The following is a 13,756-nucleotide window of genomic DNA, read 5'->3' as shown; positions in this document are numbered from 1 at the left end:
AGAAGTTACGGAGAGTAAAAATGAAAGTTCGTGCTTCCGTCAAGAAATTATGTCGTAACTGCAAAATCATCCGCCGCGACGGTGTCGTACGTGTGATTTGCAGCGCCGAGCCAAAGCATAAACAGCGCCAAGGCTGATATTGTCACATATTTTTCTTGCAAAGTCGGGTTGAGCTGGCTAGATTAGCCAGCCAATCTTTTGTATGTCGATGCGTTACCATTTGAGTATCCTGAAAACGGGCTTTTCAGCATGGGACGCATTTATTTAATTATAGGAGTGCATAGTGGCCCGTATAGCAGGCATTAACATTCCTGATCAAAAACATACCGTAATCGCATTAACTTCGATCTTCGGTATCGGCAAGACCCGTTCTAAAGCCATCTGCGCTTCAACGGGTATCGCTGAAAATGTTAAGATCAGAGAGCTGTCTGAAGAACAAATTGAACAGCTGCGTGAAGCAGTTGGTAAATTCGTTGTTGAAGGTGATCTGCGCCGTGAAATCACCCTGAGCATCAAGCGTCTGATGGACCTTGGTTGCTATCGTGGTTTACGCCATCGTCGTGGTCTGCCAGTTCGCGGTCAGCGTACTAAGACCAATGCACGTACCCGTAAGGGTCCGCGTAAACCGATCAAGAAATAATCGGGGTGAGTAAATAATGGCAAAGGCACCAGTTCGTGCACGCAAGCGTGTAAGAAAGCAAGTCTCAGATGGCGTGGCTCATGTCCATGCATCTTTTAACAACACCATCGTTACCATCACTGATCGTCAGGGTAACGCACTGGGTTGGGCAACCGCCGGTGGTTCCGGTTTCCGCGGTTCACGTAAATCTACTCCGTTTGCTGCTCAGGTAGCTGCAGAGCGCTGTGCAGAAGCAGTGAAAGATTACGGTATTAAGAATCTGGAAGTTATGGTTAAGGGTCCAGGTCCAGGTCGCGAATCAACAATTCGTGCTCTGAACGCTGCTGGTTTCCGCATCACTAATATTACTGATGTGACTCCAATCCCTCACAACGGTTGTCGTCCGCCGAAAAAACGTCGCGTTTAACGCCCGTTTTTAGGTTAGTTGGAGAAAGAAAATGGCAAGATATTTGGGTCCTAAGCTCAAGCTGAGCCGTCGTGAGGGCACCGACTTATTCCTTAAGTCTGGCGTTCGCGCGATCGATACCAAGTGCAAAATTGAACAACCACCTGGCCAGCACGGTGCGCGTAAACCGCGTCTGTCTGACTACGGCGGTCAGTTACGTGAGAAGCAGAAAGTTCGTCGTATGTACGGCGTGCTTGAGCGTCAGTTCCGTAACTACTACAAAGAAGCAGCACGTCTGAAAGGCAACACCGGTGAAAACCTGTTGGCTCTGCTGGAAGGTCGTCTGGATAACGTTGTTTACCGTATGGGCTTTGGTGCCACTCGTGCAGAAGCACGTCAGCTGGTTAGCCATAAATCTATCCTGGTGAACGGTCGCGTTGTTAACATCGCTTCTTATCAGGTATCTCCGAATGATGTCGTTAGCATCCGTGAGAAAGCCAAACAGCAATCTCGCGTGAAGGCCGCTCTGGAGCTGGCTGAGCAGCGTGAAAAGCCAACCTGGCTGGAAGTTGATGCGACTAAGATGGAAGGTGTGTTCAAGCGTATTCCTGAACGTACTGATCTGTCTGCGGACATTAACGAACACCTGATCGTCGAGCTTTACTCTAAGTAAAGCTTAGTACCAAAGAGAGGACACAATGCAGGGTTCTGTGACAGAGTTTCTAAAACCGCGCCTGGTAGATATCGAGCAAGTGAGTTCGACGCACGCCAAGGTGACCCTTGAGCCGTTAGAGCGTGGCTTTGGCCATACTCTTGGCAACGCACTGCGCCGTATTCTGCTTTCTTCCATGCCGGGTTGCGCGGTGACCGAGGTTGAGATCGATGGCGTGCTCCACGAGTACTCCACCAAAGAGGGCGTACAGGAAGATATCCTGGAAATCTTGCTCAATCTGAAAGGGCTGGCGGTAAGAGTTCAGGGTAAAGATGAAGTCATCCTTACTTTGAATAAATCTGGCATTGGCCCTGTGACTGCAGCCGATATCACCCACGACGGTGATGTCGAAATCGTCAAGCCACAGCATGTGATCTGCCATCTGACCGATGAAAACGCATCTATTAGCATGCGTATCAAAGTTCAGCGTGGTCGTGGTTATGTGCCGGCTTCTGCCCGAATTCATTCGGAAGAAGATGAGCGCCCAATCGGCCGTCTGTTGGTTGACGCTTGCTACAGCCCTGTAGACCGTATCGCCTACAATGTTGAAGCAGCGCGTGTAGAACAGCGCACCGACCTGGACAAGCTGGTCATCGAAATGGAAACCAACGGCACAATCGATCCTGAAGAGGCGATTCGTCGTGCGGCTACCATCCTGGCAGAACAACTGGAAGCTTTCGTTGACTTACGTGATGTACGTCAGCCGGAAGTGAAAGAAGAGAAACCAGAATTCGATCCGATCCTGCTGCGCCCTGTTGACGATCTGGAATTGACTGTCCGCTCTGCTAACTGCCTCAAGGCAGAAGCTATCCACTACATCGGTGATCTGGTACAGCGTACCGAGGTTGAGCTGCTTAAAACGCCTAACCTTGGTAAAAAATCTCTTACTGAGATTAAAGATGTGCTCGCTTCACGTGGTTTGTCTCTGGGCATGCGCCTGGAAAACTGGCCACCAGCAAGCATTGCTGATGAATAATCAGATCACAGGTTAAGGTTTCACTGAGAAGGATAAGGTCATGCGCCATCGTAAGAGTGGTCGTCAACTGAACCGCAACAGCAGCCATCGTCAGGCTATGTTCCGCAACATGGCCGGTTCTCTGGTTCGTCACGAGATCATCAAAACGACTCTGCCGAAAGCCAAAGAACTGCGTCGCGTAGTTGAGCCGCTGATTACTCTTGCCAAGACCGACAGCGTAGCTAATCGTCGTCTGGCATTCGCCCGCACTCGTGATAACGAGATCGTGGCAAAACTGTTTAACGAGCTGGGCCCGCGTTTCGCGAGCCGTGCCGGTGGTTACACTCGTATTCTGAAGTGTGGCTTCCGTGCTGGTGACAACGCTCCGATGGCTTACATCGAGCTGGTTGATCGTCCAGAAGCTCAAGCAGAAGCTGCTGCAGAGTAATTTGCAGTAACGTAGAAAACCCGCTTCGGCGGGTTTTTTATTGTCTCCAATTCCCCATCCCCCCCATCTTTCGCTATGCTGAACGCTGTTGTAAGTCGTAGAGGTTCAATATGTGGTTAATTGACCAGCTGGTAGAACAGCAGATACGCGCCGCGCAGGAAAAAGGTGAACTAAGTAATCTACCAGGTGAAGGTGCACCTTTACAGCTCGAAGACGAAAGTGGCGTGCCGCCTGAGTTACGTACGGCATATCGATTACTGAAAAACTCAGGTTTTTTACCCCCTGAACTTGAAATGCGCCGCGAAGCTGTGCAACTCAACGATCTTTTACAGCTTTTGGATCCTGACGAGCATCAAGCCAGTGAACTCAAAAAAAGATTAACCCTGCTGGAGATGAAGTTACAGCAGGCAGGAATGAGCACAGATTTTTTACGTGGTGAATATGGCGGTGCCATTCGACACCGCATGCTTCAGGAGAAGTAACATGTATAAAATTGGCCAGCTGGCTAAACTTGCTGACGTTACGCCTGACACCATACGTTTTTATGAAAAGCAGCAAATGATGGATCATGAGATTCGCACTGAAGGCGGATTCCGTCTCTATAATGATGATGATCTTCAGCGCTTACGCTTTATCCGCTATGGGCGTCAGCTCGGTTTCAGCCTGGATTCGATCCGCGGTTTATTATCGATCCGTATCGATCCCGAGCACCATACCTGTCAGGAGTCCAAAGCGATCGTGGCCAGGCGTCTGGATGAAGTGAATGGCATGATTGCCGAGTTGCAAACCATTCAGCGCTCATTAGAACGTTTAGCCGCGACCTGTTGCGGGGATCTACATAGCAGTGCCTGCTGTTCTATTCTTGAAGCGCTGGAAAAAGGTGAAGAGCCGCAGGTGGAAATTTGTTGTAGCAAGGATTGAATTTCACACAGGAAAGCCTATAGTTGCGCCATTATTAACCGGAGGACATTATGAGTCGCTATCAGCATCGCAAAGGCAAGATTAACGATAACGCTTTGGAGGCACTGTTACATGATCCGCTGTTTCGTCAGCGAGTTGAACAGAATCAGAAAGGGAAAGGCAGCTACCGACGTAAAGATAAACATGCGAAGGGGAGAAACTGGGAGTCCAGTGATAAGCAGAAAAGTTTATCACTGGCCTTCTGCTTTACAGACAAAAAAGCCGCCTGCACTTGGCGGCTTTTTTATCACAGTTTATCGCTGTTCTGCTGTTTCAACAGATCGCGAATTTCAGTGAGCAACACTTCTTCGTTGGTTGGTTTTGGCGCTGGTTTTTCAACTTCTTTCTTCTGATACAGCTTGTTCATCAGTTTGATGGCCATAAAGATGGCAAAGGCGACGATGACAAAATCAAAAATGGTTTGAATAAAGTTACCGTATTCCATTACGACAGCAGGTACATCACCCTCGGCCGGTTTTAGGACCCACTTAAACTGTTTAAAATCGACTCCGCCAATCAGTAATCCCAGTGGTGGCATGATGATATTCGCGACCAGTGATGAAACAATCTTGCCGAAAGCGGCACCGATAATCACACCGACTGCCAAATCCACCACGTTCCCACGCATTGCAAAATCACGAAACTCTTTGAATAAACTCATTGTTATCTCCTTGCCTTGGCCAATGGCTAAAGTCTAACAAACCTTTGTGCAATTGCCATGATAACAGCGGATTAAGCAAAATTATCATGGCGGGCAAACGCCCGCGGCGATTTAGAGGAAGAAAGGACTTGGCTGGAAGAGACGTTCAACATCTGGGACAAACTTCTTATCTGTCAGGAACATAATGACATGATCGCCCTGTTCAATACGCACGTTGTCGTTAGCAATGATCACTTCATCGCCACGTACGACAGCGCCAATAATCGTACCCGGCGGTAGTTTGATATCTTCAATTAAACGACCCACTACGCGGGAAGTGGTCTCTTCACCGTGCGCAATAGCTTCAATGGCTTCGGCAATCCCGCGTCGCAGTGAGGAGACGCCAACAATATCTGCCTTGCGCACGTGACCAAGCAGGGCGGAAATGGTGGCCTGCTGCGGAGAGATGGCAATATCGATCACGCTACCCTGAACCAGATCGACATAAGCACGACGCTGGATCAAAACCATGACCTTTTTCGCTCCCATCTTCTTTGCGAGCATGGCCGACATAATGTTGGCTTCGTCGTCATTGGTGACGGCGATGAAAAGATCCACCTGATCAACATGTTCTTCGGCGAGCAACTCCTGATCTGAAGCATCACCATAAAACACCACGGTGTCGTGCAGACGCTCAGCCAGTTCTGCTGCGCGTTGTTGATTACGTTCAATCAACTTCACGCTGTACTGTTTTTCCAACCGCTGGGCCAAACCAAAACCGATGTTGCCGCCGCCGACCAGCATAATGCGCTTGTAGGGTTTCTCAAGGCGCTGCATTTCGCTCATTACCGCACGAATATGCTGGCTCGCGGCAATAAAGAAGACTTCATCACCCGCTTCGACGATCGTGGAACCCTGAGGGCGAATAGGGCGATCCTGACGGAAAATAGCCGCTACGCGTGTATCAATATGCGGCATATGTTCACGCAAAATGGACAACGGGTTACCGACCAGTGGCCCACCGTAATAGGCTTTTACTACTGCAAGGCTCACTTTCCCTTCGGCAAAGTTAACTACCTGCAATGCGCCAGGATACTGAATCAGGCGATAGATGTTGTCGATAACCAACTGTTCCGGTGAAATCAAATGATCGATAGGTACGGCTTCCGGTACAAACAGCTTTTCGGCATCGCGCAAATATTCCGCCGCGCGAATACGGGCAATTCGGTTTGGCGTATTGAAAAGCGAATAGGCAATCTGACAGGCAATCATGTTGGTTTCGTCGGAACTGGTGACAGCAACCAGCATATCGGCATCTTCAGCACCGGCTTCACGCAATATACGTGGATGGGAACCATGGCCGTGCACCACGCGCAGGTCAAATTTGTCCTGCAACGCGCGCAGACGGGTGGCATCCGTATCAACAACAGTGATGTCGTTATTTTCGCCCACCAGGTTTTCAGCAAGTGTGCCGCCAACCTGCCCGGCGCCGAGGATAATAATTTTCATCGTTGAATCGCTCTTGTCAGAATGCGCCGCACTATTTCTTTATCAACTTAGCGTAAAAGAATCCGTCACCGCCATCAACGCTCGGGAAGACTTGCCACCCATTGATTTGGCCTTCGGGCAGCTGCTCAGCGGCGGCATCATCGTGCTCAGCCAGAAAGGCCGCGATCTGCTGATGGTTTTCTTCGGGCAGGATCGAGCAGGTCGCGTAAATCATCGTGCCGCCGGATTTCAAACGTGGCCAAACTGCATTGAGGATTTCGCGCTGCAGTGCAGCCAGTTCAGGGATATCACGATCGCGGCGCAACCATTTGATATCAGGGTGACGTCGAATCACTCCGGTTGCAGAACAAGGTGCATCCAGCAGAATACGGTCAAATTGCTGGTCGCCGCACCACTCTGCAGGTGTCCGGCCATCGCCCTGACGCACTTCGGCTTGCATACCCAGGCGCTGCAGATTTTCATGCACGCGGGTCAAACGTTGTTGATCGATATCTACCGCCAGCACGTTTGCCTGAGGGGCGATTTCCAGAATATGCGTGGTCTTGCCGCCGGGCGCTGCGCAGAGATCGAGAATGGCTTCATTTTTTTGTGGCTCAAGCAGCAGAGCACAGCGCTGTGCAGACAAATCTTGTACTGTCACCCATCCTTGATCGAAGCCCGGTAACTGACTGACAGGAGCAGGGGATTCAAGGCGCAGAGCATCCGGCGCATCGGCGGGGAAGGCTGCTTTATCTTCAGCCTGCAACAGGTTCAGCCACGCATCACGGCTATGGTGCTGGCGATTGACGCGCAACCACATCGGCGGTCGCTGATTATTGGCGTCAACGATCTGCTGCCATTGATCTGGCCAGGCTGTCTGCAAACGCTTAAGCAACCAACCGGGATGCCAGTAGCGCTGTGGGCCTTGATCCACTGCAGCAACCAGTTCCTCTTGCTGACGCTGGAACTGACGCAGTACACCGTTAATCAATCCCTTCAGCGCCGTACGCTTCAGGACTTCTGCACCGGCAACCGTTTCGGCCAGTGCGGCATGTGCTGGCACGCGCGTGTACAGCAACTGATACAACCCAACCATTATCAGGTAATGCAGTACGCGCTGCTTTCCCGTTAACGTGCGCTCCATCAGTTTGCCAATCAGCGCTTCCAGTTGTGGCAGAGTGCGCATTACGCCAAAGCAGAGTTCCTGCAACAGCGCGCCATCTTTATCAGCCAATGTTTTTTGCGCGCCAGGCAGAATGGCACTGAGCGATTCACCTTTATCTACCACGCGTTCAATCAGTTGCGCGGCGAGACTACGCAGGTTAGTTGCTTTTTTCATATTCATTCATCAAACAAAAAAGCCCGGTTAAACCGGGCTGGAGATCAGGCCAGAAGGGTGCCAGTGGCAAACCATTCACGACGCGAATTCAGCAGATCTTGCGCGGACATGGCTTTCTTACCCGCAGGCTGCAGCGAAAGTAGATTGAGTACGCCGTCAGCGGTGGCAATCTGAATGCCATTTTTATCAGCATGGATGACTTCGCCCGGCTGTTTGTTCTGATGAGGTAGAACGCTAGCCTGCCACACTTTGACGGGTTGATCCTCGATCAGGAAGAAACTCACCGGCCAGGGATTGAAGGCACGAATGCAGCGCTCAAGCTGTGCAGCAGAAAGTGACCAATCAAGACGCGCCTCTTCTTTACTCAACTTCTCAGCGTAAGAAACCAGCGCTTCATCCTGCACTTCAGGCTGAGCTTTGCCGCTGGCAAGCAGATCGAGTGTATCCAGCATACTTTGTGGCCCAAGCTCGGCCAGCTTGTCATACAGTGATGCGCTGGTGTCTTCAGGCGTGATAGGACAGGAGAGCTTATGCAGCATGTCACCCGTATCCAGACCCACATCCATCTGCATAATGGTCACGCCGGTTTCGCGGTCGCCAGCCCAGAGCGAACGCTGAATGGGCGCCGCACCGCGCCAGCGTGGCAGGAGTGAACCATGGACATTGATGCAACCGAGTCGCGGCATATCGAGAACCGCCTTCGGCAGAATCAGGCCATAAGCCACCACCACCATGATATCGGCTTGCAGGTCAGCAACCAGTTGCTGATTATCTTCAGGTTTTAGCGATTTTGGCTGGAACACGGGAACATCATGCGCCTGTGCCAACATTTTGACAGGGCCTGGAGTGAGTTTATTACCGCGTCCTGATGGACGGTCGGGCTGAGTAAATACGCCAACTACCTGATGCTCAGAAGCAAGCAGCGCGTCGAGATGACGCGCTGCAAAGTCAGGTGTACCGGCAAAGATAATTTTTAGCGATGCAGACACAGTTTAACCTTCTGTTAGTACTCAGGCTTCGCGTGCGTTCATGCGGGCCAGCTTTTCCAGTTTCTGTTTGATGCGCTGACGCTTCAGCGGCGACAGATAATCGATAAACAGCTTGCCATCCAGATGATCGATTTCATGCTGGATACAAATCGCCAGCAGACCATCCGTTTCCAGCTCAAAGCTCTTACCGTCACGATCCTGCGCACGGACTTTGACCCATTCCGCACGCGGCACAAAGGCACGCTGTTCAGGGATTGAGAGGCAGCCCTCTTCAATACCGGTTTCACCGCTTTTTTCCAGCAGTTCCGGGTTAATCAACACCAGACGTTCGTCTCGATTTTCAGAAACATCGATAACAATGATGCGTTGATGAATGTCGACCTGAGTGGCCGCTAAGCCAATGCCTTCTTCGGCGTACATGGTTTCAAACATGTCATCGACAATGCGCTGAACGTCTGCGTTTACGGTAGCCACCGGCGCAGCGATTTTGCGAAGGCGATCATCAGGGAAATGTAATACCTGCAAAACTGACATAAATATCCAGATCTGTATGCGTTAAAGAAAAGATTACTACCTCATATTGTAGACTTTTTGTGGCCTGATTGACAGCATTGCACCGCATGTGAGCGGGCTTAAGGATGGACGCGTGGAGCGAGTGGAAGGGATACTCCGGCTGGCAAATGTTAAAGGCCTGCGCCGGCATCGCGTAGTGAATCTCGCGCGGAATTTGCAAACCGGTGCTGCCGTCGATGACGAATTACTGCACAGCCATGGTTTGAATGAATTACAGCGCCAACAGTTTAACGATTATTGCCCACGGCAACTGGCGCGCACGTTACAGTGGTTGGATCAACCTCATCATCATTTAGTCTCCTGCATAGATGCTAATTATCCGGGCCCCCTGGCTGAAATCAGTCAACGCCCCTCATTGCTCTATGTGGCTGGGCAACTCTCCGTTTTACAGTCACAGCAATTAGCTGTGGTGGGCAGTCGGCACTGTTCCCACTATGGCAAAGAGTGGGGCACATGGTTTACACAGCAACTTGCACTCAGTGGGTTGACCATCACTAGCGGGCTGGCTCGCGGTATTGATGGCGTTGCACACCGTGCAGCCTTGGACGCAAGTGGAAAAACAATCGCAGTGCTGGGCAGCGGCTTGCAACATATCTACCCCAAAAGCCATCAGTCGCTGGCGCAGGCGATCATGGATAACGAAGGGGCTTTAGTCTCTGAATTTCCTCTTGATATGGCGCCACATGCGGTGAATTTTCCGCGCCGTAACCGCATCATCAGTGGGTTAAGTCAGGGGGTGCTGGTCGTTGAGGCTTCACTGAAAAGCGGTTCGCTGGTCACGGCTCGCTGCGCGCTGGAACAAAACCGCAATGTTTATGCATTACCCGGAGCATTGGGTAATGATGGCAGTGAAGGTACGCATTGGTTGATTCAGCAGGGGGCACTGTTGGTTGCCCATCCAAATAACATCCTTGAAGATTTGCATTCCACATTGCAATGGCTGCCGGCAACCACTTCAGAAACAATATATTCACAAGACAGTGACGATGTTCCATTGCCATTTGCAAGCGTGTTGGCTAACGTAGGTGATGAGGTTACACCTGTTGACGTCGTCGCTGAACGTGCCGGCCAACCTGTGCCAGTTATCGCAGCCCAGTTGCTGGAGCTGGAGTTAGCAGGATGGATCGCAGCTGTACCCGGCGGCTATGTCCGATTGAGGAGGGCATGCCATGTTCGACGTACTTATGTACTTGTTTGAGACCTATATCCACAACGAAGCTGAAATGCGTGTTGACCAGGATAAATTGACCGATGATTTGGCCGATGCGGGTTTTCATCGTGAAGATATCTACAATGCGTTGAATTGGCTTGAACGTTTAGCGGACTATCAGGATGGTCTGGTGGCGCCTGTACAATTGGCCGCAGATCCGCTCTCAATGCGAATTTATACGGACGAGGAATGCCAGCGTCTTGATGCTGATTGTCGCGGTTTTATTTTGTTCCTGGAACAAGTTCAGGTGCTGAATATGGAAACGCGCGAGATGGTCATCGAACGGGTCACGGCTCTTGATACTCAGGAATTTGATCTTGAAGATCTCAAATGGGTGGTGCTGATGGTGCTGTTTAACATCCCTGGATGTGAAAACGCTTATCAGCAGATGGAAGAACTGTTATTCGACGTCAATGAAGGTATGCTGCATTAATTTGCGATTAATGCATCCGGAAATATGAGTAAATCAGCACTATTTTCTGTGCGTAAACACGATCCCTGCCCCGCTTGCGGGGCAGATTTAGTGATACGCAGTGGTAAACACGGCCCGTTTCTTGGCTGTGTGAATTATCCAACCTGTGATTATGTTCGTCCCCTGAAAAATCAGGCTGATGGACATATCGTTAAAGTGCTGGAAGGGCACGCGTGTCCTCAGTGCGGCGCAGATAAAGTTCTGCGTCAGGGGCGATTTGGGATGTTTGTTGGTTGTAGCCACTATCCGGAATGTGATTACACAGAAACTATCGATAAGCCCGACGAGACCGCGATTGCCTGTCCCCAATGTCAGAACGGAAAGCTGGTTCAGCGCCGTTCGCGCTATGGCAAAACCTTTCACTCCTGCGACCGTTACCCCGATTGCCAATTTGCAATCAATGCAACGCCTGTTGAAGGTATCTGCCCGCATTGCCAGTTTCCCTTATTAATAGAGAAGAAAACCGCACAAGGCATGAAGCGCTTATGCGCCAGCAAACGCTGTGGCAAGCTCATCGCCCAGGACGAAGAACGATCATGAAGCAAAAAGCGTATGTCCCCGGAAGTCTCGAATTTTGCATCGAGCAACTACAACAGCAGGCCGTTATTGCCTATCCAACCGAAGCGGTGTTTGGTTTAGGTTGCGATCCCGATAGCGAAAGCGCCGTCATGGCCTTACTGGCGCTCAAACAGCGTCCGGTTGAGAAAGGGCTTATCCTGATTGCAGCAGATTATGCGCAACTGGAACCCTACATTGCTGATCGCGAACTCACGGTGCTACAGCGTGAGCGAATGTTTGCTAGCTGGCCAGGGCCGGTGACTTATGTTGTTCCGACAACACCGCATACGCCACGCTGGCTAACAGGACGTTTCGATTCGCTGGCTATCCGCGTTAGCGATCATCCGGATGTGCAGGCACTTTGCCGTGGCTTCGGCAAACCATTGGTGTCTACCAGCGCCAATCTCTCCGGCGAGGCGCCGTGCCGCAATGCTGATGAAGTTGCACAGCAATTCGGTGCTCAATTCCCCGTGTTGCATGCTGCAACGGGCGGGCGGCTAAATCCTTCTGAAATTCGCGACGTTATCAGCGGCGAACTTATTCGTCAGGGTTAATTTATGGAACACTTCGCCGTTTTTGGTCATCCCATTGCACACAGTAAGTCACCTTTCATTCATAGTCTCTTTGCCGAGCAGACAGGAATCGCGCACTCTTATGGCCGGGTTTGTGCACCGCTGGAGGGGTTTCCTCAGTCAATTAGCGACTTTTTTACTGTCGGTGGAAAAGGTGCAAATGTCACACTGCCGTTTAAACAACAGGCGTGGGAACTGGCCGATGAACTCAGTGAACGTGCAGCCTTATCTGGGGCGGTTAACACATTAAAGAAAAAGGCAGATGGCTCGATCTTTGGTGATAATACCGATGGGATTGGCCTGCTAAGCGATCTGGAACGATTGAATTTGATCCGTTCTGGTGACCGCATTTTACTGGTGGGAGCCGGTGGTGCGGCTCGTGGTGTGATCCTTCCCCTGCTTTCTTTTGGATGTTCAGTGGTAGTGGTCAACCGAACGGTTGCCCGTGCTGAAGAATTGGCAAATATCTTCCAGCATAGTGGGGATATAAAGGCGAGCAGCTTTGCTGAGCTCTCCGGCCAGGCATTTGATCTGATCATCAATGCAACTTCCAGTGGCGTTGAGGGTAAAGTGCCGCCGTTGCCAGACTCATTGATCACCCCGCAAACACGCTGCTACGACATGTTCTATCAGCAAGGGCTGACGCCATTTTTGTTGTGGTGTCAGCAGCACGGTGCGGGTCAGCTGGCAGATGGATTGGGCATGCTGGTGGGGCAGGCGGCACATGCTTTCCAATTGTGGCATGGCGTGATGCCAGAAATTACCCCCGTTATTGCCCAATTAAAGCAGGCCATGAAGGAGTGAATCAGGCGATCCATTTTCCCGATCGTGAAAGTTGGGACGAGGAACGAGGAGCGATCGTTTTTCCGGTGTTGGTGCAAGGAATGGGGTTAACTTGTGCCATCAAGCCCGACGCATTACAGGATCGATTCGGAACGGGTGCAGCGATGGCGCTGTTTAGCGCGCATCGCTGGGATTTGGAAGAAGAAGCGGAAGCGCTTATCCGGCAGGATGAGATCGATGATCAAGGTTGGATCTGGCTCGCCTGAGCGAGGTATTCATCTTTCCAGCCAACATAATTGCTCGATGAATAGAGCAGACCTGCGATTTCCGCCTCACTCAATGGGCGGATTTGTTTCACCGGGCTGCCTAAATAGAGATAGCCGCTCTCCAGTCTTTTACCCGGCGGAACCAGACTACCCGCTCCGATCATGACATCCTCTTCAACAAACACGCCATCCAGCAAAATCGATCCCATTCCAACCAGCACGCGATCGCTGATATGACAGCCGTGCAGCATTGCTTTATGGCCTACAGTCACGTCTTCACCAATCACTAAAGGGTGCCCTTCCGGGTTGCTGGTGGATTTATGCGTGACGTGCAAAACGCTGCCGTCCTGAATATTGCTTCTTTTACCTATCACGACTTTGTTCACATCACCGCGGATAGCAACCAGTGGCCAGATGCTGACATCGTCGGCGAGCTGCACTTCACCCACCACTACGCTACTGCGATCGATCATTACGCGATCGCCGATTTCTGGAAAATGGTTCTTATAAGGTCGTAGGGCTACAGACATGATCTTTCTCCTTTTGCACTTTATACTCCTAGCCTGCGGCTTATCAGGCTGGCAAACAAGATGAATTTTGAGCGGATCGCTCGCGATCTCAGCGAAAAGATTGAAAACTCGCCAGTCGATTAAAAAGATCGAAAAAAGGGGTTGTGCAAAAAAATCGGATCCCTATAATGCGCCACCACTGAGACGGCAAAGCGGCAACGCAGACGGCTCAGCAGGGAGTGAAGAAATTCATCCCG

At 51.0% G+C, this 13,756-nt stretch carries 20 protein-coding genes and 1 pseudogene; 15 read left to right on the top strand and 6 right to left on the bottom strand.

Features of this window, described 5'->3' with window-relative positions; genetic code table 11:
- Positions 1-20 precede the first annotated feature (20 nt).
- From rpmJ to JK231_RS25820, 9 genes and pseudogenes are all read left to right on the top strand, one after another.
- Positions 21-137, top strand: a complete 117-nt coding sequence (gene rpmJ, locus JK231_RS24825; protein WP_004160566.1) for a 50S ribosomal protein L36 — start codon at positions 21-23, stop codon at positions 135-137.
- A 146-nt stretch (positions 138-283) separates the two neighbouring features.
- The gene (gene rpsM / locus JK231_RS24820; protein ID WP_034830736.1) at positions 284-640 is read left to right on the top strand and encodes a 30S ribosomal protein S13; all 357 of its coding nucleotides are present in this window, start codon (positions 284-286) and stop codon (positions 638-640) included.
- Positions 641-656: 16 nt separating this feature from the next.
- Positions 657-1,046, top strand: a complete 390-nt coding sequence (rpsK, locus tag JK231_RS24815; RefSeq protein WP_004160563.1) for a 30S ribosomal protein S11 — start codon at positions 657-659, stop codon at positions 1,044-1,046.
- A gap of 31 nt (positions 1,047-1,077) precedes the next feature.
- The gene (rpsD, locus tag JK231_RS24810; protein WP_007891687.1) at positions 1,078-1,698 is read left to right on the top strand and encodes a 30S ribosomal protein S4; all 621 of its coding nucleotides are present in this window, start codon (positions 1,078-1,080) and stop codon (positions 1,696-1,698) included.
- Positions 1,699-1,723: 25 nt separating this feature from the next.
- A complete protein-coding gene (gene rpoA / locus JK231_RS24805; RefSeq protein WP_007891688.1) occupies positions 1,724-2,713 on the top strand; it encodes a DNA-directed RNA polymerase subunit alpha in 990 nt (329 codons plus the stop codon).
- A gap of 40 nt (positions 2,714-2,753) precedes the next feature.
- Complete coding sequence (gene rplQ, locus JK231_RS24800; RefSeq protein WP_003850180.1) at positions 2,754-3,140, top strand: 50S ribosomal protein L17; 387 nt, start codon at positions 2,754-2,756, stop codon at positions 3,138-3,140.
- Between the two features lie 110 nt (positions 3,141-3,250).
- Positions 3,251-3,622, top strand: a complete 372-nt coding sequence (locus tag JK231_RS24795) for a DUF1992 domain-containing protein (protein ID WP_211729874.1) — start codon at positions 3,251-3,253, stop codon at positions 3,620-3,622.
- A gap of 1 nt (position 3,623) precedes the next feature.
- Complete coding sequence (zntR, locus tag JK231_RS24790; RefSeq protein ID WP_058960612.1) at positions 3,624-4,061, top strand: Zn(2+)-responsive transcriptional regulator; 438 nt, start codon at positions 3,624-3,626, stop codon at positions 4,059-4,061.
- Positions 4,062-4,111: 50 nt separating this feature from the next.
- Positions 4,112-4,309: pseudogene (locus JK231_RS25820) on the top strand (alternative ribosome-rescue factor A); the annotation flags it as partial.
- A gap of 38 nt (positions 4,310-4,347) precedes the next feature.
- On the opposite strand, the gene mscL reads toward JK231_RS25820, so the two are convergent.
- From mscL to def, 5 genes are all read right to left on the bottom strand, one after another.
- On the bottom strand, positions 4,348-4,761 hold the full coding sequence (mscL, locus tag JK231_RS24780; RefSeq protein WP_034830732.1) for a large-conductance mechanosensitive channel protein MscL: 414 nt from the start codon (positions 4,759-4,761) through the stop codon (positions 4,348-4,350).
- A gap of 111 nt (positions 4,762-4,872) precedes the next feature.
- Complete coding sequence (trkA, locus tag JK231_RS24775) at positions 4,873-6,249, bottom strand: Trk system potassium transporter TrkA (RefSeq protein ID WP_034830730.1); 1,377 nt, start codon at positions 6,247-6,249, stop codon at positions 4,873-4,875.
- A gap of 31 nt (positions 6,250-6,280) precedes the next feature.
- Positions 6,281-7,567 carry a 16S rRNA (cytosine(967)-C(5))-methyltransferase RsmB gene (gene rsmB / locus JK231_RS24770; protein ID WP_097119786.1) on the bottom strand — a complete coding sequence of 429 codons (1,287 nt, stop codon included), beginning with the start codon at positions 7,565-7,567 and terminating at the stop codon, positions 6,281-6,283.
- Positions 7,568-7,611: 44 nt separating this feature from the next.
- The gene (gene fmt, locus JK231_RS24765; protein WP_211729873.1) at positions 7,612-8,556 is read right to left on the bottom strand and encodes a methionyl-tRNA formyltransferase; all 945 of its coding nucleotides are present in this window, start codon (positions 8,554-8,556) and stop codon (positions 7,612-7,614) included.
- A 21-nt stretch (positions 8,557-8,577) separates the two neighbouring features.
- Entirely contained in the window at positions 8,578-9,090 is a 513-nt protein-coding gene (gene def, locus JK231_RS24760) for a peptide deformylase (protein ID WP_034830726.1), read from the bottom strand.
- Between the two features lie 112 nt (positions 9,091-9,202).
- On the opposite strand from def, the gene dprA reads away from it, so the two are divergent.
- The 6 genes from dprA to JK231_RS24730 are packed head-to-tail and all read left to right on the top strand — an operon-like array spanning position 9,203 to position 12,990.
- Positions 9,203-10,327: a DNA-protecting protein DprA gene (gene dprA / locus JK231_RS24755; RefSeq protein ID WP_211729872.1), complete on the top strand. Its 1,125-nt coding sequence runs from the start codon at positions 9,203-9,205 to the stop codon at positions 10,325-10,327.
- Positions 10,299-10,772: a DUF494 family protein Smg gene (gene smg, locus JK231_RS24750; RefSeq protein WP_034830723.1), complete on the top strand. Its 474-nt coding sequence runs from the start codon at positions 10,299-10,301 to the stop codon at positions 10,770-10,772. The genes dprA and smg overlap by 29 nt, the downstream gene beginning before the upstream one ends.
- 24 nt (positions 10,773-10,796) lie before the next feature.
- Positions 10,797-11,351: a type I DNA topoisomerase gene (locus JK231_RS24745; RefSeq protein WP_072226551.1), complete on the top strand. Its 555-nt coding sequence runs from the start codon at positions 10,797-10,799 to the stop codon at positions 11,349-11,351.
- Positions 11,348-11,923: an L-threonylcarbamoyladenylate synthase type 1 TsaC gene (tsaC, locus tag JK231_RS24740; protein WP_045833801.1), complete on the top strand. Its 576-nt coding sequence runs from the start codon at positions 11,348-11,350 to the stop codon at positions 11,921-11,923. The genes JK231_RS24745 and tsaC overlap by 4 nt, the downstream gene beginning before the upstream one ends.
- A 3-nt stretch (positions 11,924-11,926) precedes the next feature.
- Positions 11,927-12,745 carry a shikimate dehydrogenase gene (aroE, locus tag JK231_RS24735; protein ID WP_211729871.1) on the top strand — a complete coding sequence of 273 codons (819 nt, stop codon included), beginning with the start codon at positions 11,927-11,929 and terminating at the stop codon, positions 12,743-12,745.
- Complete coding sequence (locus tag JK231_RS24730) at positions 12,742-12,990, top strand: DUF1488 domain-containing protein (RefSeq protein WP_211729870.1); 249 nt, start codon at positions 12,742-12,744, stop codon at positions 12,988-12,990. Before aroE ends, JK231_RS24730 begins: the two co-directional genes overlap by 4 nt.
- Here JK231_RS24730 and JK231_RS24725 read toward each other — a convergent pair.
- Entirely contained in the window at positions 12,966-13,520 is a 555-nt protein-coding gene (locus tag JK231_RS24725) for a gamma carbonic anhydrase family protein (protein WP_211729869.1), read from the bottom strand. The two genes, JK231_RS24730 and JK231_RS24725, sit on opposite strands and share 25 nt — an antisense overlap.
- Between the last annotated feature and the right edge of the window lie 236 nt (positions 13,521-13,756).

Origin of the sequence: Pantoea sp. JGM49 (genome assembly GCF_018257655.1) — a bacterium.
Taxonomy (GTDB): Bacteria; Pseudomonadota; Gammaproteobacteria; order Enterobacterales; family Enterobacteriaceae; genus Pantoea; species Pantoea communis.
This window is presented reverse-complemented; position numbering and strand designations above follow the sequence as displayed.

What these genes read in the sequence shown, in the direction of transcription:
- rpmJ (WP_004160566.1), top strand. Translation starts at nt 21, where the DNA reads ATGAAAGTTCGTGCTTCCGTCAAGAAATTATGTCGTAACTGCAAAATC.
- rpsK (WP_004160563.1), top strand. Translation starts at nt 657, where the DNA reads ATGGCAAAGGCACCAGTTCGTGCACGCAAGCGTGTAAGAAAGCAAGTC.
- rpsD (WP_007891687.1), top strand. Translation starts at nt 1,078, where the DNA reads ATGGCAAGATATTTGGGTCCTAAGCTCAAGCTGAGCCGTCGTGAGGGC.
- rpoA (WP_007891688.1), top strand. Translation starts at nt 1,724, where the DNA reads ATGCAGGGTTCTGTGACAGAGTTTCTAAAACCGCGCCTGGTAGATATC.
- rplQ (WP_003850180.1), top strand. Translation starts at nt 2,754, where the DNA reads ATGCGCCATCGTAAGAGTGGTCGTCAACTGAACCGCAACAGCAGCCAT.
- JK231_RS24795 (WP_211729874.1), top strand. Translation starts at nt 3,251, where the DNA reads ATGTGGTTAATTGACCAGCTGGTAGAACAGCAGATACGCGCCGCGCAG.
- zntR (WP_058960612.1), top strand. Translation starts at nt 3,624, where the DNA reads ATGTATAAAATTGGCCAGCTGGCTAAACTTGCTGACGTTACGCCTGAC.
- mscL (WP_034830732.1), bottom strand. Translation starts at nt 4,761, where the DNA reads ATGAGTTTATTCAAAGAGTTTCGTGATTTTGCAATGCGTGGGAACGTG.
- trkA (WP_034830730.1), bottom strand. Translation starts at nt 6,249, where the DNA reads ATGAAAATTATTATCCTCGGCGCCGGGCAGGTTGGCGGCACACTTGCT.
- rsmB (WP_097119786.1), bottom strand. Translation starts at nt 7,567, where the DNA reads ATGAAAAAAGCAACTAACCTGCGTAGTCTCGCCGCGCAACTGATTGAA.
- def (WP_034830726.1), bottom strand. Translation starts at nt 9,090, where the DNA reads ATGTCAGTTTTGCAGGTATTACATTTCCCTGATGATCGCCTTCGCAAA.
- smg (WP_034830723.1), top strand. Translation starts at nt 10,299, where the DNA reads ATGTTCGACGTACTTATGTACTTGTTTGAGACCTATATCCACAACGAA.
- JK231_RS24745 (WP_072226551.1), top strand. Translation starts at nt 10,797, where the DNA reads ATGAGTAAATCAGCACTATTTTCTGTGCGTAAACACGATCCCTGCCCC.
- tsaC (WP_045833801.1), top strand. Translation starts at nt 11,348, where the DNA reads ATGAAGCAAAAAGCGTATGTCCCCGGAAGTCTCGAATTTTGCATCGAG.
- aroE (WP_211729871.1), top strand. Translation starts at nt 11,927, where the DNA reads ATGGAACACTTCGCCGTTTTTGGTCATCCCATTGCACACAGTAAGTCA.
- JK231_RS24725 (WP_211729869.1), bottom strand. Translation starts at nt 13,520, where the DNA reads ATGTCTGTAGCCCTACGACCTTATAAGAACCATTTTCCAGAAATCGGC.